General features: G+C 38.5%; 24 protein-coding genes and 1 other annotated feature (1 of these 25 cut by a window edge). Of the genes, 18 read left to right on the forward strand and 6 right to left on the reverse strand.

The annotated features are described in order from the left end of the window. Positions 1 to 40, forward strand: a sequence feature (His leader region) (it extends 83 nt beyond the left edge of the window). 31 nt (positions 41 to 71) lie between these two features. From PTQ27_RS04745 to hisIE, 10 genes are all read left to right on the forward strand, one after another. Continuing rightward, on the forward strand, positions 72 to 1,061 hold the full coding sequence (locus PTQ27_RS04745; RefSeq protein WP_273747644.1) for a virulence RhuM family protein/type II toxin-antitoxin system death-on-curing family toxin: 990 nt from the start codon (positions 72 to 74) through the stop codon (positions 1,059 to 1,061). Positions 1,062 to 1,151: 90 nt separating this feature from the next. Next, entirely contained in the window at positions 1,152 to 2,228 is a 1,077-nt protein-coding gene (gene hisC / locus PTQ27_RS04750; RefSeq protein WP_273747645.1) for a histidinol-phosphate transaminase, read from the forward strand. A 62-nt stretch (positions 2,229 to 2,290) separates the two neighbouring features. Beyond that, positions 2,291 to 3,379 carry a bifunctional histidinol-phosphatase/imidazoleglycerol-phosphate dehydratase HisB gene (hisB, locus tag PTQ27_RS04755; RefSeq protein ID WP_273747646.1) on the forward strand — a complete coding sequence of 363 codons (1,089 nt, stop codon included), beginning with the start codon at positions 2,291 to 2,293 and terminating at the stop codon, positions 3,377 to 3,379. Positions 3,380 to 3,728: 349 nt separating this feature from the next. Further along, positions 3,729 to 3,980, forward strand: coding sequence for a hypothetical protein (locus tag PTQ27_RS04760; protein ID WP_273747647.1), 252 nt, complete (start codon positions 3,729 to 3,731; stop codon positions 3,978 to 3,980). 73 nt (positions 3,981 to 4,053) lie between these two features. Next, positions 4,054 to 4,740: a GNAT family N-acetyltransferase gene (locus PTQ27_RS04765; RefSeq protein ID WP_273747648.1), complete on the forward strand. Its 687-nt coding sequence runs from the start codon at positions 4,054 to 4,056 to the stop codon at positions 4,738 to 4,740. Between the two features lie 12 nt (positions 4,741 to 4,752). Further along, positions 4,753 to 5,343 carry an imidazole glycerol phosphate synthase subunit HisH gene (gene hisH, locus PTQ27_RS04770; RefSeq protein ID WP_273747649.1) on the forward strand — a complete coding sequence of 197 codons (591 nt, stop codon included), beginning with the start codon at positions 4,753 to 4,755 and terminating at the stop codon, positions 5,341 to 5,343. 105 nt (positions 5,344 to 5,448) lie between these two features. Further along, positions 5,449 to 6,201 carry a 1-(5-phosphoribosyl)-5-[(5-phosphoribosylamino)methylideneamino]imidazole-4-carboxamide isomerase gene (gene hisA / locus PTQ27_RS04775; protein ID WP_273747650.1) on the forward strand — a complete coding sequence of 251 codons (753 nt, stop codon included), beginning with the start codon at positions 5,449 to 5,451 and terminating at the stop codon, positions 6,199 to 6,201. Further along, on the forward strand, positions 6,183 to 6,956 hold the full coding sequence (hisF, locus tag PTQ27_RS04780) for an imidazole glycerol phosphate synthase subunit HisF (RefSeq protein WP_273747651.1): 774 nt from the start codon (positions 6,183 to 6,185) through the stop codon (positions 6,954 to 6,956). The genes hisA and hisF overlap by 19 nt, the downstream gene beginning before the upstream one ends. Positions 6,957 to 7,046: 90 nt before the next feature. After that, the gene (locus PTQ27_RS04785; protein ID WP_273747652.1) at positions 7,047 to 7,934 is read left to right on the forward strand and encodes a GIY-YIG nuclease family protein; all 888 of its coding nucleotides are present in this window, start codon (positions 7,047 to 7,049) and stop codon (positions 7,932 to 7,934) included. Continuing rightward, positions 7,924 to 8,568, forward strand: coding sequence for a bifunctional phosphoribosyl-AMP cyclohydrolase/phosphoribosyl-ATP diphosphatase HisIE (hisIE, locus tag PTQ27_RS04790; protein ID WP_273747653.1), 645 nt, complete (start codon positions 7,924 to 7,926; stop codon positions 8,566 to 8,568). Before PTQ27_RS04785 ends, hisIE begins: the two co-directional genes overlap by 11 nt. Before the next feature lie 364 nt (positions 8,569 to 8,932). On the opposite strand, the gene PTQ27_RS11530 is transcribed toward hisIE, so the two are convergent. Next, positions 8,933 to 9,550, reverse strand: coding sequence for an IS256 family transposase, variant Zn-binding type (locus PTQ27_RS11530; RefSeq protein ID WP_434802828.1), 618 nt, complete (start codon positions 9,548 to 9,550; stop codon positions 8,933 to 8,935). A 159-nt stretch (positions 9,551 to 9,709) separates the two neighbouring features. On the opposite strand from PTQ27_RS11530, the gene PTQ27_RS04800 reads away from it, so the two are divergent. Then, the gene (locus tag PTQ27_RS04800) at positions 9,710 to 10,159 is read left to right on the forward strand and encodes a hypothetical protein (RefSeq protein WP_273747655.1); all 450 of its coding nucleotides are present in this window, start codon (positions 9,710 to 9,712) and stop codon (positions 10,157 to 10,159) included. A gap of 20 nt (positions 10,160 to 10,179) precedes the next feature. On the opposite strand, the gene PTQ27_RS04805 is transcribed toward PTQ27_RS04800, so the two are convergent. Together PTQ27_RS04805 and PTQ27_RS04810 are read right to left on the reverse strand one after the other, a co-directional pair. Beyond that, positions 10,180 to 10,626 (reverse strand): hypothetical protein, encoded by a 447-nt coding sequence (locus tag PTQ27_RS04805; RefSeq protein ID WP_273747656.1) that lies wholly within the window; start codon positions 10,624 to 10,626, stop codon positions 10,180 to 10,182. A 1-nt stretch (position 10,627) separates the two neighbouring features. Further along, a complete protein-coding gene (locus PTQ27_RS04810) occupies positions 10,628 to 11,662 on the reverse strand; it encodes an IS1595 family transposase (protein ID WP_273747657.1) in 1,035 nt (344 codons plus the stop codon). A gap of 130 nt (positions 11,663 to 11,792) precedes the next feature. Between PTQ27_RS04810 and PTQ27_RS04815 the strand changes: the two genes are divergently transcribed. The 7 genes from PTQ27_RS04815 (at position 11,793) to PTQ27_RS04845 (ending at position 18,877) form a co-directional block, all read left to right on the forward strand. Continuing rightward, positions 11,793 to 12,119: a helix-turn-helix domain-containing protein gene (locus tag PTQ27_RS04815; protein ID WP_273747658.1), complete on the forward strand. Its 327-nt coding sequence runs from the start codon at positions 11,793 to 11,795 to the stop codon at positions 12,117 to 12,119. A gap of 29 nt (positions 12,120 to 12,148) precedes the next feature. After that, positions 12,149 to 12,280: a hypothetical protein gene (locus PTQ27_RS04820; protein ID WP_273771114.1), complete on the forward strand. Its 132-nt coding sequence runs from the start codon at positions 12,149 to 12,151 to the stop codon at positions 12,278 to 12,280. Continuing rightward, positions 12,249 to 13,814, forward strand: a complete 1,566-nt coding sequence (locus tag PTQ27_RS04825) for a site-specific DNA-methyltransferase (RefSeq protein ID WP_273771115.1) — start codon at positions 12,249 to 12,251, stop codon at positions 13,812 to 13,814. Before PTQ27_RS04820 ends, PTQ27_RS04825 begins: the two co-directional genes overlap by 32 nt. A 12-nt stretch (positions 13,815 to 13,826) precedes the next feature. Next, positions 13,827 to 16,481, forward strand: a complete 2,655-nt coding sequence (locus PTQ27_RS04830; protein WP_273747660.1) for a DEAD/DEAH box helicase — start codon at positions 13,827 to 13,829, stop codon at positions 16,479 to 16,481. 433 nt (positions 16,482 to 16,914) lie between these two features. Next, complete coding sequence (locus tag PTQ27_RS04835; protein WP_273747661.1) at positions 16,915 to 17,988, forward strand: IS1595 family transposase; 1,074 nt, start codon at positions 16,915 to 16,917, stop codon at positions 17,986 to 17,988. Further along, a complete protein-coding gene (locus PTQ27_RS04840; protein WP_273747662.1) occupies positions 17,988 to 18,353 on the forward strand; it encodes a hypothetical protein in 366 nt (121 codons plus the stop codon). The genes PTQ27_RS04835 and PTQ27_RS04840 overlap by 1 nt, the downstream gene beginning before the upstream one ends. Before the next feature lie 11 nt (positions 18,354 to 18,364). After that, positions 18,365 to 18,877 (forward strand): hypothetical protein, encoded by a 513-nt coding sequence (locus PTQ27_RS04845; RefSeq protein WP_273747663.1) that lies wholly within the window; start codon positions 18,365 to 18,367, stop codon positions 18,875 to 18,877. A 208-nt stretch (positions 18,878 to 19,085) separates the two neighbouring features. Here the strand turns inward: PTQ27_RS04845 and PTQ27_RS04850 are convergent, their stop codons facing one another. The 3 genes from PTQ27_RS04850 to PTQ27_RS04860 are packed head-to-tail and all read right to left on the reverse strand — an operon-like array spanning position 19,086 to position 20,263. After that, positions 19,086 to 19,541 carry an IS3 family transposase gene (locus tag PTQ27_RS04850; RefSeq protein WP_273747664.1) on the reverse strand — a complete coding sequence of 152 codons (456 nt, stop codon included), beginning with the start codon at positions 19,539 to 19,541 and terminating at the stop codon, positions 19,086 to 19,088. Positions 19,542 to 19,550: 9 nt separating this feature from the next. Continuing rightward, positions 19,551 to 19,847, reverse strand: coding sequence for an IS3 family transposase (locus PTQ27_RS04855; RefSeq protein WP_273747665.1), 297 nt, complete (start codon positions 19,845 to 19,847; stop codon positions 19,551 to 19,553). Between the two features lie 41 nt (positions 19,848 to 19,888). Further along, positions 19,889 to 20,263 (reverse strand): transposase, encoded by a 375-nt coding sequence (locus PTQ27_RS04860; RefSeq protein WP_273747666.1) that lies wholly within the window; start codon positions 20,261 to 20,263, stop codon positions 19,889 to 19,891. Between the last annotated feature and the right edge of the window lie 19 nt (positions 20,264 to 20,282).

Below are 20,282 nucleotides of genomic sequence, written 5' to 3' on the forward strand. Positions count from 1 at the left end.
AAATAATCTCTCGGAAGGCAACTTTCGAGAGATTTTTTTATATCTAAACTTTTCCGTTATAGGAGAAATTAATGACAAACCCAATAGAAATTTACCAAGCTAAAGACGGCACAACGCAAGTAGAAGTCAGGTTTGAAAACGACACTGTTTGGCTATCGCAAGGTCAAATGGCAAAAATTTTTGGAACAACTACTGATAATATTAGCTTGCACTTGAAAAATATTTTTGCTGAAAACGAACTTGATGAAAATTTAACCACCAAGGATTCCTCGGTAGTTCGGCAAGAAGGTAAACGACAAGTTACTCGTAAATTAAAATACTATAACTTAGATGCCATTATCTCAGTGGGATACCGTGTAAAATCCAAATCTGCAACACAATTTCGTATCTGGGCAACCGCTCGCTTAAAAGATTATTTAGTTAAAGGTTATGCGATTAATCAACAGCGTTTACAACAAAATGCTCACGAATTAGAACAAGCCTTAGCATTAATTCAGAAAACCGCAAATTCATCAGAATTAACATTGGAAAGCGGTCGGGGTTTGGTCGATATTGTTAGCCGTTATACCCACACTTTTTTATGGCTACAACAGTATGATGAAGGTTTATTGACCGAGCCTAAAACACAAACCGGAGGTGTATTAGCTGATTTGCCAACGGTACGAACAGCTTTGGCAGAGCTTAAGCAACAACTTATGGCACGTGGCGAAGCCTCAGAATTATTTGGTCGTGAGCGTGAAGATGGTTTGGCGGCAATTTGGGGAAATTTGGATCAAACAGTTTTTGGCGAACCAGCTTACCCGAGTGTGGAGGCTAAAGCTGCTCATCTGCTCTATTTTGTGGTAAAAAATCATCCGTTTTCAGACGGCAATAAACGCAGCGGGGCATTTTTGTTTGTCGATTTTCTACATCGCAATGGTCGCTTGCTCAACCAAGAACAACAGCCGATTATCAATGATACTGGCTTGGCGGCATTGACTTTACTTGTGGCAGAATCCGACCCGAAACAGAAAGAAACATTAATTCGTTTAATTATGCATATGCTGAAAAATAACAATTAAAAGAGCGGTTGATTTTCTCTTAATTTTTGCAAAATTTTGAAAAAATTAGACCGCTTGCTAACCAAAACAAAGAATAAACAGGAACACAATATGACAATTTCACAACTTTCTCGCACTAATGTACAAGCCTTAACACCTTACCAATCCGCTCGAAAATTGGGTGGGAACGGCACAATTTGGCTCAATGCAAATGAATATCCAACTTCGCCAAAGTTTCAGTTAAGCGGTAAAGATTTAAACCGCTATCCAGAGCCACAACCGCAGGCAGTACTAGAAAATTATGCGAATTACGCAGGGGTAAAACCTGAAAATGTGATCGTTACCCGTGGTGGAGATGAAGGCATTGAGCTAGTGATTAAAGCCTTTTGTCAGCCAGAACAGGATGCAATTTTATATTGCCCGCCTACTTATGGAATGTATGCGGTAAGTGCCGAAACGATTGGTGTTGAGATGGTTACCGTGAATCAAACCACGGAATTTCAGTTGGATTTACCGAATATCAAACAAGCGTTAGAAAATAATCCGAATCTCAAAGTCGTATTTATATGTAATCCGAATAATCCGACCGGCACATTACTAAATCGTACCGATGTGCTTAAGTTGTTAGAAACAACTCGCAACCGTGCTATTGTGGTGCTGGACGAAGCCTATATCGAATTTACGCAAGCGGACACTTTTGTGCCGGAAATTGCAAATTATCCGCACCTTGCTATTGTTCGCACTCTTTCTAAAGCCTTTGCTTTAGCAGGCCTACGTTGTGGTTTTGTGCTAGCGAACCCTGAGCTAATCGAAATCTTAAATAAAGTGATCGCTCCGTATCCAATCCCCGTACCAAGTGCCGATATTGCCGAGCAAGCTTTATTACCTGAAAATATTGAGATGGTAAAACAACAGGTTCAAACTATCTTAAGCGAACGTGATAGGCTAGTAAAAGAACTCGCTAAATTGCCAAATATAGTGGAGATTTTTGATACTCACGCTAACTATGTGCTAGTAAAATTCCAAGACGGGCAGAAAGTGTTTAAAGCTCTGTGGGATGAGGGTATTATTCTACGAGATCAACACAAAGCGGTAAATCTGCAAAATTGTATTCGGATTACAGTGGGGACGACAGAGGAAAATCAAAGAGTGATTGAGGCTATCAAAACCGTAGGGTGCGTTTGCTAACGCACAATAACATCTTTAAATTTATGGTGCGTTTGCAAACGCACCCTACGCAGGAGAACAATATGCAACCAACCCTTTTTATCGACCGTGACGGCACTTTAATTGACGAACCGAAAACTGATTTTCAAATCGACAGCCTTGAAAAACTCAAGTTTGAACCGAACGTCATTCCAGCACTGCTGAAACTGAAAAACAAATATCGTTTTGTAATGGTATCCAACCAAGACGGTTTAGGCACAAGCTCATTTCCACAGGAAGATTTCGACAAACCGCACAATGCAATGATGGTGTTATTTAATTCGCAAGGCATCGAATTTGACGAAGTGCTGATTTGCCCCCACAAGCCCGAAGACGGTTGCGATTGCCGTAAACCGCAGACCAAATTACTACAAAAATATATCGAGCGTGAACTGTTTGATCCTGCCACCAGCTTTGTAATTGGCGACCGTGTCACCGATGTTCAGTTGGCGGAAAATATCGGCATTCGTGCCATTCAATATCACCCTGAAAAAATGAACTGGGATCTGATTGCTGAAAAACTGTTGGGCGAAAGCGTTACCAACAACGGTGACCGCACCCCACGCTATGCGGAAGTGGCACGCAAAACCAAAGAAACCGACATTAAAGTGCAAGTTTGGCTGGACGAAACTGGTGTAAACGACATCAAAACTGGCGTCGGCTTTTTCGACCATATGCTCGACCAAATCGCCACCCACGGCGGTTTCCGAATGAATGTTTATTGCAAAGGCGATTTGTGGATTGACGAACACCACACCGTCGAAGACACTGCTCTTGCCCTCGGCACAGCGTTAAAACAAGCCATCGGCGACAAACGGGGCATTGCTCGTTTCGGCTTCGTGTTGCCGATGGACGAATGCAAAGCGGAATGTACAATGGATTTATCCGGCAGACCGTTTATCAAGTTCAAAGCCGATTTCAAACGGGACAAAGTCGGCGATTTCAGCACCGAACTGACCGAGCATTTCTTCCAATCTATTGCGTTTACAATGCTTGCCACCTTGCACTTAAAAGCAAAAGGCGACAACGACCACCACAAAATCGAAAGCCTGTTTAAAGTATTTGGCAGAACATTAAGACAATGTATTCGCATTGAAGGGAATGAATTGCCGAGTTCAAAAGGGGTTTTGTAATTTAGAACGAACGTAGGGGCGAATCATATTCGCCCTCATAAAAAAGAGCAGTTGGAGGGTAAATCCAACAGATGAAATTGAAATTTATAATGAATTTAGCTTCCAGCATGAGTTTGGGGTATTTTTAAGAGAAAAGCTAAAACCTGAAGGTTATAAAATTCAATTTGAAAGAAATGTAAGATATTTTGGTTATACACCAAAGGAAGAATATGAGAAGAAAGAAATTGATATAGTTATATTAAATAAAAATGATAATAATGAAAAGTATGCAATAGAGTTGAAATTTTCTAATTCAACAAATGGACAATATCCTGAGAAAATGTTTAGTTTTATTAAGGATATTTTATTTATGGAAACTGTAAAATTACAATGTAAAGGATTTGTTGAGAACTATTGTATAACTTTTAGTGAAGACAAAAATTTCTATACTGGATTTAAGAAGGATGGAATTTATGATTATTTCCGTAATGGTAAAGAAATATCTGGATATATTGAAAAACCAACAGGGAAGGATAAATTTGAAATAAAACTTGAAAGTTCTTATAAAGTTATATGGGAAGATTTTGATGAGGATAAGAAATTCTATATAGTTAAGATTTGATATATAACTAGATTAATAATCGGAATAAACTATACAACCTATTTCCTAAAAATTTTATAGCAAGCAAAAGCCAATGAAGTACAACCACCTAAACCAACCTATCGGCGACTCAATGCCGAATTTCATCGTAGGGGAATATCCAAACATTACCTTATTACAAGGTCGTTTTTGTCGTTTGGAGAAATTATCCCCTGCTCACGCGGATGATTTATTTGCAGTTTATTCGTCTGATGAGCGTTATTGGACTTATTTACCGCTCGATCCTTTTGACGATAAAAAACAATTCAGTGAATTTTTACAGCAAATTACCGTTTCAACCGATCCCTATTATTTTGCCATTATTGATGAAAAAACAGGGCAGGCGGTCGGTACATTTGCGTTAATGCGGATCGATTCAAATAGCCGTGTGATCGAAGTAGGCTGGGTGATTTATTCGCCAGAACTGCAAAGAACCAAAATTGCTACCGAAGCTCAATTTTTATTGGCACAATATGTTTTTGAAACGTTGCAATACCGCCGTTATGAATGGAAATGTGACAGCTTGAACGAGCCGTCCAGAAAAGCGGCACTCCGTTTGGGTTTTACCTATGAAGGCACATTCCGTCAAGCACAGGTTTACAACGGCAGAAACCGAGATACGGCGTGGTTTTCAATGCTGGATATTGAGTGGCAGAACCGCAAAAGCCGTTTTCAAAAATGGCTATCCGATGAAAATTTTGATGAAAAAGGAAGGCAGAAAAAATCGCTCGCCGAATGTTAAATAAGGAAAAATATGCAACTCACAATCATCGACACAGGCTGTGCAAACCTGTCTTCTGTAAAATTTGCATTCGACCGCTTGGGTATCCAAGCGGAAATCAGCCGTGATTTAGACAAAATCAAATCGGCGGATAAATTACTATTGCCCGGTGTCGGCACGGCACAGGCGGCGATGAAAATTTTGCAGGATCGCAATCTAATCGAGACAATCCAAAATGCAACCCAACCGATGCTCGGAATCTGCTTGGGAATGCAGTTAATGACGGAATTTTCTGCCGAAGGGAATGTGCCTACGCTGAACTTAATGAGCGGACATACCGAATTGATTCCAAATCACGGTTTACCATTACCACATATGGGCTGGAACAGAGTAAATTACCAAACGGATCACCCGCTTTTCCACGGTATTGAGCAAGGTAGCCATTTCTATTTTGTACATAGCTATGCGGTGTTACCGAATGAAAACACCATTGCCACTTGTGATTACGGTGAACCGTTTTCAGCCGCCTTGCAAAGCAAAAATTTCTACGGTGTGCAATTCCACCCAGAACGTTCTGGTACGGCAGGAGCGAAGTTGTTGCAGAATTTTGTGGAGAATATTTAATTCGTAGGGGCGGGGTTTATCCCCGCCCGCACCTAAACCCAAATGGGCGAGGATAAACCTCGCCCTACAAGCGGTCGAATTTTAAAAAAATTTACAGGAAAAAATATGCAAAAAAAATCCATTATTATCCCCGCACTCGACTTAATCGACGGTCACGTTGTGCGGTTACACCAAGGTGATTACGCCAAACAGACCACTTATTGCGATAACCCTATCGAGCAGTTTGCTGATTATGTCCGCCAAGGGGCAGAGCAGTTGCATTTGGTGGATCTGACAGGGGCGAAAGATCCGAATAAAAGACAAACCGAGCTTATCGGCAAGATTATTGCCACAACAAATTGCCCTGTGCAAGTTGGTGGCGGTATCCGTACCGAGCAAGATGTGGCGGATTTATTGGTGGTGGGGGCAAACCGTGTGGTTATTGGCTCAACGGCAGTAAAACAGCCTGAAATGGTAAAAGGTTGGTTTAAAAAATATGGTGCCGAGAAATTTGTGCTGGCATTAGATGTAAACATTGATGCAGAAGGCAAAAAAATCATTGCGATTAGCGGCTGGCAAGAGGCAAGCGGTGTGTCGTTGGAAGCGTTAATCGAAGATTATCAAGCTGTTGGGTTACAGCACGTGTTATGTACCGATATTTCCCGAGACGGCACGTTGGCAGGCTCAAATGTGGATCTGTATAAAGAAATCTGTGCGAAATATCCGGAAATTCAGTTCCAATCATCGGGCGGTATCGGTAGTTTAGCTGATATTGCAGCGTTAAAAGGCACAGGCGTAGCCGGTGTGATTGTCGGACGTGCGTTGTTAGAAGGTAAATTTAATGTAGCGGAGGCGATCAAATGTTGGCAAAACGGATAATTCCTTGTTTAGATGTGCGAGATGGGCAAGTAGTAAAAGGCGTGCAGTTCCGTAATCACGAAATTATTGGTGATATCGTACCGCTGGCAAAACGCTATGCCGAAGAAGGGGCGGACGAGTTGGTGTTTTACGATATTACCGCTTCATCAGACGGACGCACCGTGGGTAAAAGCTGGGTGGAACGAGTAGCGGAAGTGATCGATATTCCGTTTTGTGTCGCCGGTGGAATTAAAACCATTGTCGATGCGGAACAGATTTTCGCTTTCGGGGCGGATAAAATCTCGATCAATTCCCCAGCACTTGCTGATCCGAATTTAATCACGGCTTTGGCTGGTCGTTTTGGTGTGCAAGCGGTAGTAGTCGGGATCGATAGCTGGTTTGAAGAAGAAACCGGTAAATATTGGGTGAACCAATATACCGGCGATGAAAAACGCACTCGCCAAACTAACTGGCAGTTACTCGATTGGGTGCAAGAAGTGCAAAAACGAGGAGCCGGCGAAATCGTACTGAATATGATGAACCAAGACGGCGTGCGTAACGGCTATGATTTAGTACAACTGAAAAAAGTGCGAGAAGTGTGCAACGTGCCGTTGATTGCCTCGGGCGGTGCCGGCGAAATGGTGCATTTTCGTGATGCCTTTATTGATGCACAGGTGGATGGAGCATTGGCGGCAAGCGTGTTTCATAAGCAGATTATCAATATTGGCGAGTTGAAAGCGTATTTGAAAAAAGAAGATGTAGAGATTCGTACCTAGTTATGTAATAGCATTCATCTTTGAGAAGAGTTTTATCTAGGTATATTAAGGAATTCATCAAAGACTAGCATTTTTTAAAAGAGAAAATATATGAAATTTGGTAAAACAATACAGATTTATTTGGAGAATGGGAATACATCAGGTATTCGACATTTAGAAATTGTGAACTGGAGTGGGCAGGGGATATTTGTTCCTAGAACTAAAATAAAAGATTTAGATAGGTGGGCAGAAGCTAAACGTCCAGGTATTTATTTTTTATTTGGGCGAGATGAAGAAAATGGATGTCAAGCCGTTTATATTGGTGAATCAGAGAATATTTTAGAACGTTTGCGAAAGCATATCAATAAAAAAAAGTTTTGGAATGAAGCTATATTTTTCACGAGTAAAGATGATCATCTAACTAAATCACATATAAAATATTTGGAAGCTAGAAGTATAGAAATAGCGAAAGATGCTGGTCGTTATACCTTAGAAAATAGCAATAGAGCTACTTTACCTTCATTACCTCTTAGTGCAAAAGATTCAATGGAAGAGTTCATACTAAATATCAAAATATTGCTAGGAAGTACAGGTCATAAAGTGCTGGAGCCATTACTATCTGTCACACAAAAAAATGAACCCATGAATAAAGATGATGTTATTTTTACTTTGACTATTTCGGAAATTTCAGCTAAAGCTATTTTGAATGAAGAAGGAATGGTTGTTTTAAAGGACTCTCAAGCTAAAATAGAATCACAACCTAGCTTGTCTAATGGTTACAAAAGAAAAAAAGAGCAACTAATTGACGAGCGTACTTTAACTTTGGATTCTTCTAGTAGCCACTACATATTTTCATCTGATTGCTTATTTACAAGTCCTTCCCAGGCAGCTGCTGTTATTACAGGAATAGCTATAAATGGTCGTAGAACTTGGAAAATAGGTGATATGACGTTGAAGAAATTTGAAGAAATTAAATTAAAGGGACAAGATGACAGTTGATTTAAAAATAGATTGGCGAAAAGTAGACGGCTTACTGCCCGTTATCGTCCAAAATGCCCAAACCTGTGAAGTGTTAATGCTGGGCTATATGAACCAAGAAGCATTAGAAAAAACCCTTAACGAAAAACGAGTGACTTTCTTTTCTCGTACTAAACAACGCTTATGGACAAAAGGCGAGACCTCGGGGCATTTTTTAAATGTGGTGGATATGAGCTTGGATTGTGATAACGATACCCTGCTTATTCTTGCTGACCCGATTGGTGAAACCTGCCATACAGGGGCGGAAAGTTGTTTTCATCAATTCGAACAAGAACAGCCAGATTGGATCTTTTTCAGTAAGTTAGAACGAATGATCGCCGAGCGTAAAAATGCGGATCCGGAAAGTTCTTACACAGCAAAACTTTATGCCAAAGGTACACCTAAAATTGCCCAAAAAGTGGGTGAGGAGGCCGTGGAGAGTGTGATTGCGGCAATGGCAAATGATAAGGAAGAGTTAATCGGCGAAGTGGCTGATTTGGCTTATCATCTTACCGTTTTATTGCACAATGCCGATTTATCTTGGGCGGATGTTAATGCCAAATTAAAAGAACGGCATAAAGGTATTGGCTTGCACCCTGAAGGATCTAATAAATAATAAAAGGCATATAGGACAAAATAGTTGGTCTTTTTGCATTTTATATGCCTATAGGACAAAACAGTTGGTAATGAATATTTTTGTTTATTCTTACCAACTCTTTTTATTCAAAAAATCCTGTATAAACAATATCTTATGTATTCTCGTTAAACCGCTATGTGGACGTAGTTTATCCTTTAATTCCTTAAATAATCCTTCTATTCTATTTGTTGTCTTTTCAATATTTAATTCAGGGTATTTTTCATAGGTAAATAAATAATCAAAATACCGATTGATACTCGCTAATGCACTTCTTACATTTCGATGTTTATAGGGATATTTCCCTTTTTCATTTGGTTTGTCTGAACGTTCATTTAAAAAATGTTTATGTTCTATTTTCCAATGATATATTATTTAAATAAAATTCATTTTTTGAACTTGTTTTTAATGTTTTAATAATTGTTTTTAATTCTCTACCAGCGGGAGATTGATGTTTCTTTCTTAACGCTCTCATTACGATTGCAATCAAATGAAATTGACACATTTGAGTCGGTGTATTTAATATATCTTTTAACAACCCTCTCCGTCTGTCACAGGTAATTAATTGAATTATATAGCCTTTTTCTCGTAAACGATTTAAGGCTTTCTTGTAGTAAATATCTTTCTCTGTTTTAACTATTTGATGATAAACCACCTTTTTAGACAATGAATCTATGAATACCATTACACCAAAATCTCGATGAAAGAAGGTCGTATCAATAATTAAATTAAGATATTGATGAGAAGGATTATTTAATAACGATTTAGGGGATTTCTCTAAATATCGGCGAATTGTGCGAGGAGAACAATGATATTTATTTGCTAATTGTTGCTGTGTCTGTTTTCCAACAGAATAATCATACCAAATTAATTCAGCATTTAATTTTTGTTTAAACGTAAATGTTTTATTACAACTTAAACATTTATAACGTTGAGTATTATTTTGAGTGCCATATTTCTGTATTAGGGAATATTGGCAAAAAGGACAGTTTTTTGTTCATTTTTCAAAAAGGGGGCTTAAAGCCTTGTAATATACGGTATTATGTAGCAGTTGCACAAAGACCGCTTAACTAAATTTTACTACAATCCTTGTGAGTTTTACTAACCACAAGGATTTTTATTTATGGTAAAAGCAAGTGATATGAGTGCTATTCAGCAGAAAATCGCTAAATTAACACAAGACGTTACCTATTTCGAAAGATGTATTGAGGTGGCTAAACAGCATATTGCTACGTTACAGCAAGCCTTGATAGCATTAAATAGTGAGCCATTTTCATTAGCGACAAAACAACGGGGTGAGAAATCTAAATCTTACACTTATAGCCCTAATGAATTTATTGCTAAAGTTTTTAAGCGTTTTCCAAATCAGTGGTTATCAACAAATGAGATTATGATTAAGGCTTTTGAATTGGAAGGCTATACGCCTGACAAATCGGATTTCCACTCGATTGTTATCGCATTTGCTCACGCATTAAGACGATTACATAGTCAGGGGATTATCGAAAAGCATTCTATTGCAGGGAGTGGTCAAAATCCGAAGATTAAATGGAAGTTAAAAGAGATTGGGACATAAAAAATAGCGGTATTCTACCGCTATCTTTGTTTCCATTTCCATTGAATCACTTTGTATCGAATAACTTCAAATCTCTCTATTATCTCTCGTCTTGCAAGGCGTTCACAAGCGGAGCGGACAGACTCAATATAATCTTTAGTAATAGGACGATAGGCTTGTTTATCTGCAACGAGTACCGCTTCTGTTATTTCTTCCGCCCGCCAAGAACGATGTGGTTCAGCTTTCATTACTTGTTGGATAAGTTGGCTTAATTTGCCGTTAAAGCGTTTATGGTAAACTCGATATTTAAAATGTTCGGTGTTGTGTTGATGAACTTCATCTTCACTGATGTTCATTACGTCTAAGGCTTGATGAAGTAAAGCAATACGGCGTTCAACTAGAGCTAGATGAGCCTGTACCTGCTCTTTTTCTCGCTCAAACTGAGCGATTTTTTGTTTAATTTGCGTATAGTAAATTGGATCTGCCATATTACATTATTACCCTTTCTACTTGTCTGTGATGCCCTTGCCAATAGCCTTTCCAAGCATTTTCTGATGGTGTAGAAAGGCATTTACTGGTGATATCGTTGAAAATCGTTAAATTATCCAGTTTACGAGTATCTTCCCGATAGGCTATTTCGTTTGCGTAGTTATCAAGGTAGATATTACTCATTTTATGAACTTGTCCGTAATACATTCGTTTAAAGCGACTAAAGTAACTTTCTGCAAGGTTGTTCGTAATGCCGTCATCACTGCGATATTCTTTTTGATGGTTCACACGTTGCAAGTCGTAATCCACTATCAATTCATCATAAGCTGAGTTTTCGTCTGCATGAATACGGCTATTTGGCTCAATATATGCAGTAGCCAATTTCTTCACGGTTTCCGTGTTTTCTGACAAAATAGGAAATGTGATGGTTTTCTTTGCACCGACTAGTTGCGGATTAGACAAAGTGTTCTGTTCAGTGTAACGTTCACGCATTACCAGTACGCCACGTTTATTTGGATTAGCATTTTCTTTTAAACGTCTATCTACTCGGTCTGCTTTCTTATTCTTTGGACGTGGAGCGGAATGCACGTAAGTACCGTCAATGTGGATTTCACCTGATAAGGGGAAAAGTTCACGCTGTACAATCAGACTTTCTCGGATTTTATGTGATAAAGTAAAAGCGGTTTTGTACTGTACGTTCAAATCACGAGAGAGTTGGCAAGCGGAAATCCCTTTTACCGCATTCACAAATAACGCAATAGCGAACAAGTAGGTTTGAATTGGCAACTTGTGATTAGCAAAAATCGTGCCTGATGTAATGCTAAACGTGTGTTTACAATGTTTGCATCGCCACTGTTTGCGAGTAGAGATAAAGTAGGCTTTATGCTGAACACCGCATTTAGGGCATACGACATGCTTTTCACTTCCCCAACGAATATCGCATAGCATTGAAAACGCTTCCGCATCAGATAGACGAGCTATCTTGATGGGCGAAAGCGTTCGGGCTTTGCTTGTGAGAAGAAAATGAGATGCCATATCTTAGAAATCTTTTGCCATTAAAATAAAATTAGATAGAATAGCGTTTGTTAAAAAGTTACCTAATTGAGTAACTAATTTAGAATGATATTACCGCATTGAGTAATTATTGTCAAGAGGAGTTACTCATTTGAACATTTCAAACAGACTTAACCAGCTTATTGAGCTAGAAAAGCTCAACATCAAAGATTTCGCTGAACAATGCGATATCCCTTATCGCTCCATGTACAACTATGTGCGTGGCGAACGTGAACCTAATTTAGAAGCCCTTTCTAAAATCAGTCAGACATTTAATGTGAATTTAAACTGGCTGATTACTGGTAATGGCGAGATATTTAAAGGGGTTTCTACGGGGCTTTTTTCAGTTGAAGAAAATCAATTGATTGAACATTATCGAGCAATGCCGAATTTAATTCAGCAAGCAATGAATAAAGCATTTGAAGCAATTTCTAAATAGATTCATTTTAATTATAAAAGGCAACATTTATGACTACTTTAACTTGGCACGGTAAGGAAGATGCCGTAAGAAAAGCACGAAAAACGCCTTATTACCTATTGCGTGAAGTGCCTGAATTTTCACATAATCTTGGCGACAGCTCGACAGCTCGGCGAAAATAATGCCAATGTCAATGAAAATCTTATCATTCAAGGTGATAATTTAGCTGCCTTGAAGTCTCTTTTGCCCTTTTATGCTGGGCAAGTCAAATGTATCTATATAGATCCCCCTTATAATACTGGTAATGCTTTTGAGAATTATGATGATAATTTAGAGAATAGTATTTGGTATTCCCTAATGTATCCAAGATTAGAATTATTACATTCTTTATTAAAAGAAGACGGTTTCTTTTGCTGTCAGATTGACGATTCTCAAAGCAGCTATTTAAAAATTATTTTGGATGAGATTTTTGGAAGAGATAATTATTTAACTACGCTATATATAAAGGTACGTTATCCTGAAAAAACTCTAAAAGAAGATATGGATTTTCATAAAGAAGTAGAGCAGATCCATATTTATAGAAAAAGCAGATTAGCTAAACCATATCTTAATAAGTTAGATGTAGGATTTGAAAAATTTACTTATTATATAAATGAATTATCTGAGCCTAGTAAAACTATTTATCTAGGTGGAAAACAGATTGATATTTTTGATAAAAATAGTTTTGAAATAATTGAAAAAGAGGGAAGTGAATTTGGCTTAAAAGAAATTTGGGCATCAGGAACTATTTTAGATGGTAATTCATCAGGGCGTTTTTTCAGAGATTATTTAACAGGAAGATCTGAAAGTGATGGTCTTGGAGTGTTATATAAAGTTTATGGTATTGGCGATGATAATTTATCATACAGATACTTTACTGGACCTAAAAAAGCAACTGCAACAAAAGGAAAATACTATCAGGGCGTACCTAAAAATAAACTTAATGAAGAAACAATCTTTAAGAAAATACCTATAAATAGCTTTTATGATTTTGCTGCAAATTTTGGTAATTGTCGTCAAGAAGGTGATGTAGGTTTCAGAGGTGGAAAAAAGCCTGAAATTTTAATTAGAACTTTGCTAGGTTATTTTTCCAATGAGGGAGATATTATTTTAGATAGCTTTCTCGGCAGCGGAACCACTGTCGCCGTTGCCCATAAAATGAACCGTCGTTATATCGGCATTGAAATTGGGCAACACGCTAAAACCCATGTTGTGCCACGCTTAAAGAAAGTGATTGAGGGAGAACAAGGCGGTATTTCTCAGGCGGTGAACTGGCAAGGTGGCGGTGCGTTCCGTTTTTGTGAATTGGGCGAAACGATTTTTGATGAATTTGGATCCATCAATTCTGACATTGATTTTGAAGCATTAGCGGCGCATATTTGGTATTTGGAAAATCGCTTTCCTTTGCAAAAAAACACCGAAAAATCACCGCTTGTCGGTATTCACAACGGCAAGGCGTATTATTTGTTGTATAACGGCATTTTGGGCGACAAAACGGTCAATGGTGGCAATGTACTGACTTCAAAAATGCTGAAAAATCTACCGCACTTTGATGAGCTGTTAGCTCAGGGACTGGATATGGTGATTTATGGCGAAGGCTGTCGTTTGATGGCAAGCCGTTTGGCTGAAAAACGTATTACATTTAAACATATTCCGCACGATGTGTCAGCACAATAAGGGGGGCTTGTTATGAAACTAAAAAAATATCAACAAGATGCGATGCAAAGTGTCAGCCATTATTTTTCTAGTTGCTTGCAAAGCGATGCAGCAACGGCTTTTAAACAAATTCAGCCTGATTTTGACTATAAAACACCAAGCAAAGATAGCCATTTAAGCCGTATTCCTTATGTTTGCGTGCGGATTCCAACAGGTGGTGGCAAAACTTTGTTGGCTGCACACAGCATTGCTCAGGTGGCAACGGATTATTTGCAGCAGGAATTTCCGATGGCGCTCTGGCTTGTGCCAAGCAAAACGATTAAAACTCAGACGGCAGAAGCCTTAAAAAATCCTGAACACCCTTACCGCAAAGCGTTGGATAAGGCATTTAATCGTGAAGTGTTGGTGATTGAAGCGGAGCAATTTGGGCTGATTCGTCCGCAACATTTGAGCAATAAAGCGATTGTGGTGGTGTCAACCATTCAGAATTTCCGTGTGGAAGAAAAAGACGGTCGTAAAATTTATGCCTTCAATGAAAATTTAACCGCTCATTTTGAGCGGATTCCTGCGTCGGTGAAAGCGATGTTGGATAAGGTTCAAGATGGCGATTTGCAGGAAAATGGTTTAGCGGCAAAACATTTGGGGCAAGTTAAATGTTCTTTTGCCAATTTGCTGAAAGCCTATCGTCCGTTGATTATCGTGGACGAAGCCCATAATGCCCGAACCAGTTTAACTTTTGATGTGTTGGCAAATTTGATGCCGTCTGCCATTTTGGAATTTACCGCTACGCCAAACCAAGACCGAAAAGCAGGCAGTAATATCTTGTACCATGTTTCGGCTGGGGCGTTGAAAGCGGAAGAAATGATTAAATTGCCGATTGTGTTACATGAACATAAAACGTGGCAAAATGCGGTGGACAATGCGGTGATTGAGCGTAAAAGTTTGGAAGTGAAAGCCCAAAATGAGCTGGATTATCTTCGCCCAATTGTGCTGTTTCAAGCGGATCCGAAAAATGGCAATGTGACCGTTGATGTGCTAAAACACTATTTGATGGAAGATTTAAGCATTGATGAAGCGGAAATTGCAATAGTAACAGGTTCGCAACACGAATTAGATGAAGTAGATATTGCCAGTCCAACTTGCAAAATCAATTATGTGATTACCGTGGAAGCCTTAAAGGAAGGCTGGGATTGTCCTTTTGCTTATGTGTTTTGTTCGGTGCAAAATGTAGGTTCCAGCAAGGAAGCGGAGCAGTTGCTCGGGCGTGTGTTACGTATGCCTTACGCTAAACGCAGAATTATTGAAGATTTAAACCGTGCTTACGCACATTTATCGTCTGTTCGTTTTGGTGAAACAGCTCGCAACTTGGAAGACCGTTTAATCGGAATGGGTTTTGAAGCCTTGGAAGTGGCGCAAATGTTACAAACGCCAACGCAGCAAACCTTAGATGATTTAGATGATTTGCCATTGTTTACACCAAATCAACCGCAAACCGTGTTTGAATTGCGCAAAATGCCTGATGTGGAAAAATTGAGTGAAACGGAACGTGGGCAGCTTAAAATCACGGAGCAAAGTGGGGAAAATGGAAAGGTGTTTTTAATGCAAGTGGAAGGTATAGTTAGCGAAAACTTGCAAAAAGTCATCACAAAAACCGCATCGGGCAATGCTAAAACCAAGTTGGAGCAAAGTATTGAAATTCACAATGCGAAAGTAGCTCAACAGGCATCACCTGCCCAGCGAGGCGAAGTATTTCCGACGATTCCACAGCTTTGTTTATCCATTCAAGGTGAATTGGAATTAGCCGATCCTGAATTGCTATTGGATTATTATGGTTGGAATCTGTTGGATTTTCCTGCCAAATTAGACCGTTTCCGTTGGCAAGACGATAGCCAAGGTTTTGAGATTGATATTGATGGCAATAAACTGCACTATCACGTTCAACAAACAGAACTAACGTTTTCTGATGATTGGCTAGATATTAGCGAAAATGAGTTTGTACGTTGGCTAGATCAGCATTTAAAACTACCTGATGTTTCGCAAACGGAATCGTTGGTTTTTTTGCGCAAGTTGATTAGTAATTTGCTTGCTCAGCCGAATACAACCTTAACGGCTTTAATTCGTCAAAAATTCAACTTACTGCGAGAAATTAAAAATCTGATTGATGATTACCGTCAACAAGCGGTGAAAAATCATTATCAAGGCTCGTTGTTTGGCGATAATGAAGAGATTACGGTTTGTCTAACTGAGCGTTATCAATTTAGTTTTTCGCCTGAATATTTTACACCACAAGCACCGTTTTATACTGGCAGATATAAGTTTCAAAAACATTATTTTGCTCATATTGAACAGATGAAAGATAAAGGTGAAGAGTATGATTGTGCGGTAGTTTTGGATAGCTTGCCGCAAGTAAAATACTGGATCAGAAACCCCGTGCATCGTGGTTTTAGTTTGCCATTAGCCAAAGATAATTTCTATCCTGATTTTTTAGCCGTATTAAATGACGGCAGAATTTTAGTGGTGGAATACAAAGGCAAACCTTACGAAACCAACGACGACAGCAAAGAAAAATGCTTAATTGCCGAACAATGGGAAAAATTGAGCAATGGTCAATGTCTGTTTGTGATGGCAGTGAAGAAAGATGGTTTCGGGCGAGATGTAAGAACTCAATTATTAAATAAAATTAGTTAAATATAAAGACGGCTTTGTGCCGTCTTTATTTTCATGTTGTATCGAATTTTTCATTGGACACAATTCAAATTGCTAAGTCAACTGTGCGTATTCAGATCATTAAACACTTTGAGCTGACCTATGACAATTGAAGTCTTCCAACTTTTAATAGAAATAACACGTCTAAATTATTGAACACTCAGAGTGTTTAAAATATCAGCAATTAAACTCATCAAAAAATTTCTCTTGACATAGCTCAGGCCTTTTTTGAACTGGTTATATTCAAAAATACAAAAAACTTCAAAAAACACTTGACGAAAGAAAGTGCTTGACAAGCACCCTATAAAATAATATCTTTTTGCCCACAGAGAATAGTCCCTTTATTATGACTTTGCTTTTTAAGCCTAAAAAGGCTTAAAAAATTCAGAGTTCTAATGAAGGGATTTTTGTTTCTATGGCACAACATTTTCGGTTATCAGCGACAGCACGCCAGCTATCTATGGATAGCTTGGTGAGTTTGTCTGATGACGAGATTTTTCAGCTATTAAAACAAGCTCGTTGGGGCAATGTAGATGGGATGAATGATGTTATTTGTCCGCATTGTCATACTCGCCACCACGCCTATTTCATTTCTACTCGTAAACAATGGCAGTGCAAACATTGCCAACATCGTTTTTCTATTACAGCAGGCACTATTTTTCAAGGTGCAAAACTTTCTTTGCGTAAAATTGTATTAGCAATTTTCTATTTTTCGACTGAAAGCAAAGGATTATCCGCTATTACGCTATCACATAAGCTCAACGTGCAATATAAAACAGCGTGGGTATTGCTGCATAAATTTCGTGAATCGCTTGATAAAGCCAAAGATTTAACACATTTAAGTGGTGAAGTTCATATTGATGGAGCTTACATGAACAACTACATTCGTCCTAAAAACTTTCTCCATAAACGTATTGATAGACGAAAGAAACGTTATCAGCGTGCAGATAAATCTTGTGTATTGGTATTCCGCCAACGTGCCGCTAATCAAGAAGTGATGAAAGGGGCCGATAGAAGCATTGTAGCCTTAATTAAAGAAGAAAATACGCAAGATATACTTCATTTAACGCAACGTCTAGTCAAGCCAAATAGTACCATTCATGCTGATGAAAACTCTGCTTATGACAGTTTAGCCTTTCATTATGATTTATGGCGAGTAAACCATTCGAAAGAGTACTGTTCGATTGACGGCGTAACGAATAACCTAGCCGAATCCTTTTTCGCACGGCTACGGCGAGCAATTACAGGTGTCTATCATAAGATGAACAATAAATATCTGATGTTTTATGCAAATGAAATAGCGTGGCGAGAAGATAATCGCCGAAAAAGTGTAAAAGAGAAATTTGAGCAATTACTAAAATGTTGCTTAAACACCTTACCATCACGAGATTTTACAGGGTACTGGCAAGGCAATAAAAAACCAGAAGCTAAGTTTGGCTTAGAAAGCCTATACGCTTCAAATGACCTTCACTATTCATTGGTGGCATAATGCAAGCATTTATTTTAATCTACATTCTTACATTAAATGTCTTTTATCAACGAGTAAAACGACTACGCTTTTTCTACTATGTAATGTTATTGACGATCATCATCACAATAAGCCATTACTTGATTGTGAATTATCAAGATACGCCAATATATTATGCCATAGCAATAGGCAATGCTTGGGTAATATTGCTTGAACTCATCACGCTTATCGCAGGCTTAATTTATCGATTTGGTTATTTAAAAACACCTATCCCTGATGCAAATACAATTTTGACAATGCCTACATTGGCACTCTTTCCCTACATTAGCCTATGGGGAGAGATGAAAAATGAACATATTGCCTATTGGGAAAATTTCACTCGTTAATAAGGAAAACAATGACAGACACATCACTTAACGTTGATTTACGTAAAATGTCCTATGAAGATTTTAAGGAGTTTATGAAAGGATTAGCGATGATTTATTCAGAATCTACTTTTGATTTCAGTTTCTTTTCCTTGCATAAATCTTTGCGTAGTATCGCCAAACAAATAGATCGTCCGCTATATAATTTATTTACCATTTATGGTGCGTACGAAATCGCAGATAATCAAGTGGTATTAGCCATTTTTGATATATGCATCAACCTTGATGACGATGAAAGTGAAGAAAACAAAAGACCTAAAGTAGAAGTGAGCTTTGCAGAAGATACCACTCGTTTACGTTGTCCAATGAGTGTAAGAGATTTACTCACTCAATCAGATTATGTATTACGAGCAGAGCAAGCCTTTCCCCGAATAATGGAAGAAATGCTCTTGGAAAGAGAAAAAGAAAGACGAAAATCAACACCTATCACGTTTACTGATGAAGAACTTGAGTTACTATTAGAAGGTAGCATTCCATTTGAATAAGCATACATTGTTAGAGCTAACTTGAACTAAAATGCCTTTAACTTTAATCGGTTAAAGGCATTTTTTATGGCGGTTAGATTTGAGTTTAGGCTTTGTGCAACTGCTACATAATACCGGTAATATAAGGTATTAAGCTACTTTTTACCAACTATTTTGTCCTATATGCCTAATAAAACATGATCTGCCCCCAAAAAGTTGGACAAATTAATTAAGTTAAATATCGAGCTCGGTACTGCACCGGGCTCAGTCCTTTTAAATTCAGTTTAATTCGTTTTTGGTTGTAATACACTAAATATTTTTCAAGTTCATCCTGTAATTCCGCTATCGATGTGTAATTTCGAGTGTAAAAACATTCCGATTTCAATATCCCAAAAAAACTTTCTATTACCGCATTATCGTAACAATTACCTCGTCGGCTCATACTTTGTAACGCTTTGCCTTTCAACATATCCACCCATTTTTTCATGCCGTAAAGCACACTTTGATCACTGTGAATAATCGGGCAATCCCTCGGTTTTAACCGCTTAAACCCCTGTTCTAACATTCGTTTTACCAATGAAAACTTGGGGCGGGTGGCAAATTGATAAGCAATAATTTCCCGATTGGCTAAATCCATCAGTGGGGAAAAATAGAGTTTTTCCTCTCCGATATGAAATTCCGTCACGTCCGTTACCTATTTCTGATTGAGCTTAGTCGCCGTAAAATCACGATTAAGCAAATTCGGTGCAATATGCGAGGTTTTTCCGCGTTTTCCGTGTCTTTTCTTGCGGACAATCGAACGTATGTCTAGCTCATTCATTAATTTCAACACCGTTTTATGGTTCAGTTTAAAGCCGATTTGGCGCAGTTTTATTGTCAAAGGACGATAACCGTCCCGCTGTTTGCTTTCCTGATACAACGATAATAGTGCCGCTTTTTCCGAGATGTAATCTTTCGTCACCGATTGGTAATAAAAGGTAGAACGAGACATTCCGGCCGCTTTTAATAAATCATTGAGTGCGTGATTTTGCCTTAAGATTTTGACGATTTCTCTTTTTTTTGCCGTCGATTTTGCCGGTCGAGTTCCTCCAACTTTTTTAGATAGGCATTCTCCGCTCGTAAGTAAGCTAATTCCCGCTGTAGCTTTTTAAAAGCTTGGGGCGACAAGTCGGTTGGCTCGGGGATTTCAATCTCTTTCTTTTTCATTTTAGGCTTCACTATTTTAGGTGGTTTAGGCTTGATACAGGGAGATTTTACCCCCTCTAAGCCTCGTTCGTGAAACGCTTTTAGCCAATTAATGACAACAGAATGGGGTATTTGATGAAGTTTAGCCACTTCGCGAATACCGAAATCCTGCTCGGTAACGAGTTTGATAATTTCTAAACGAAATTGATAAGAATGAGACATAATCTGCACCTCAAATTGG

It is taken from the genome of Mannheimia cairinae, from assembly GCF_028649535.1.
Taxonomy (GTDB): Bacteria; Pseudomonadota; Gammaproteobacteria; order Enterobacterales; family Pasteurellaceae; genus Mannheimia; species Mannheimia cairinae.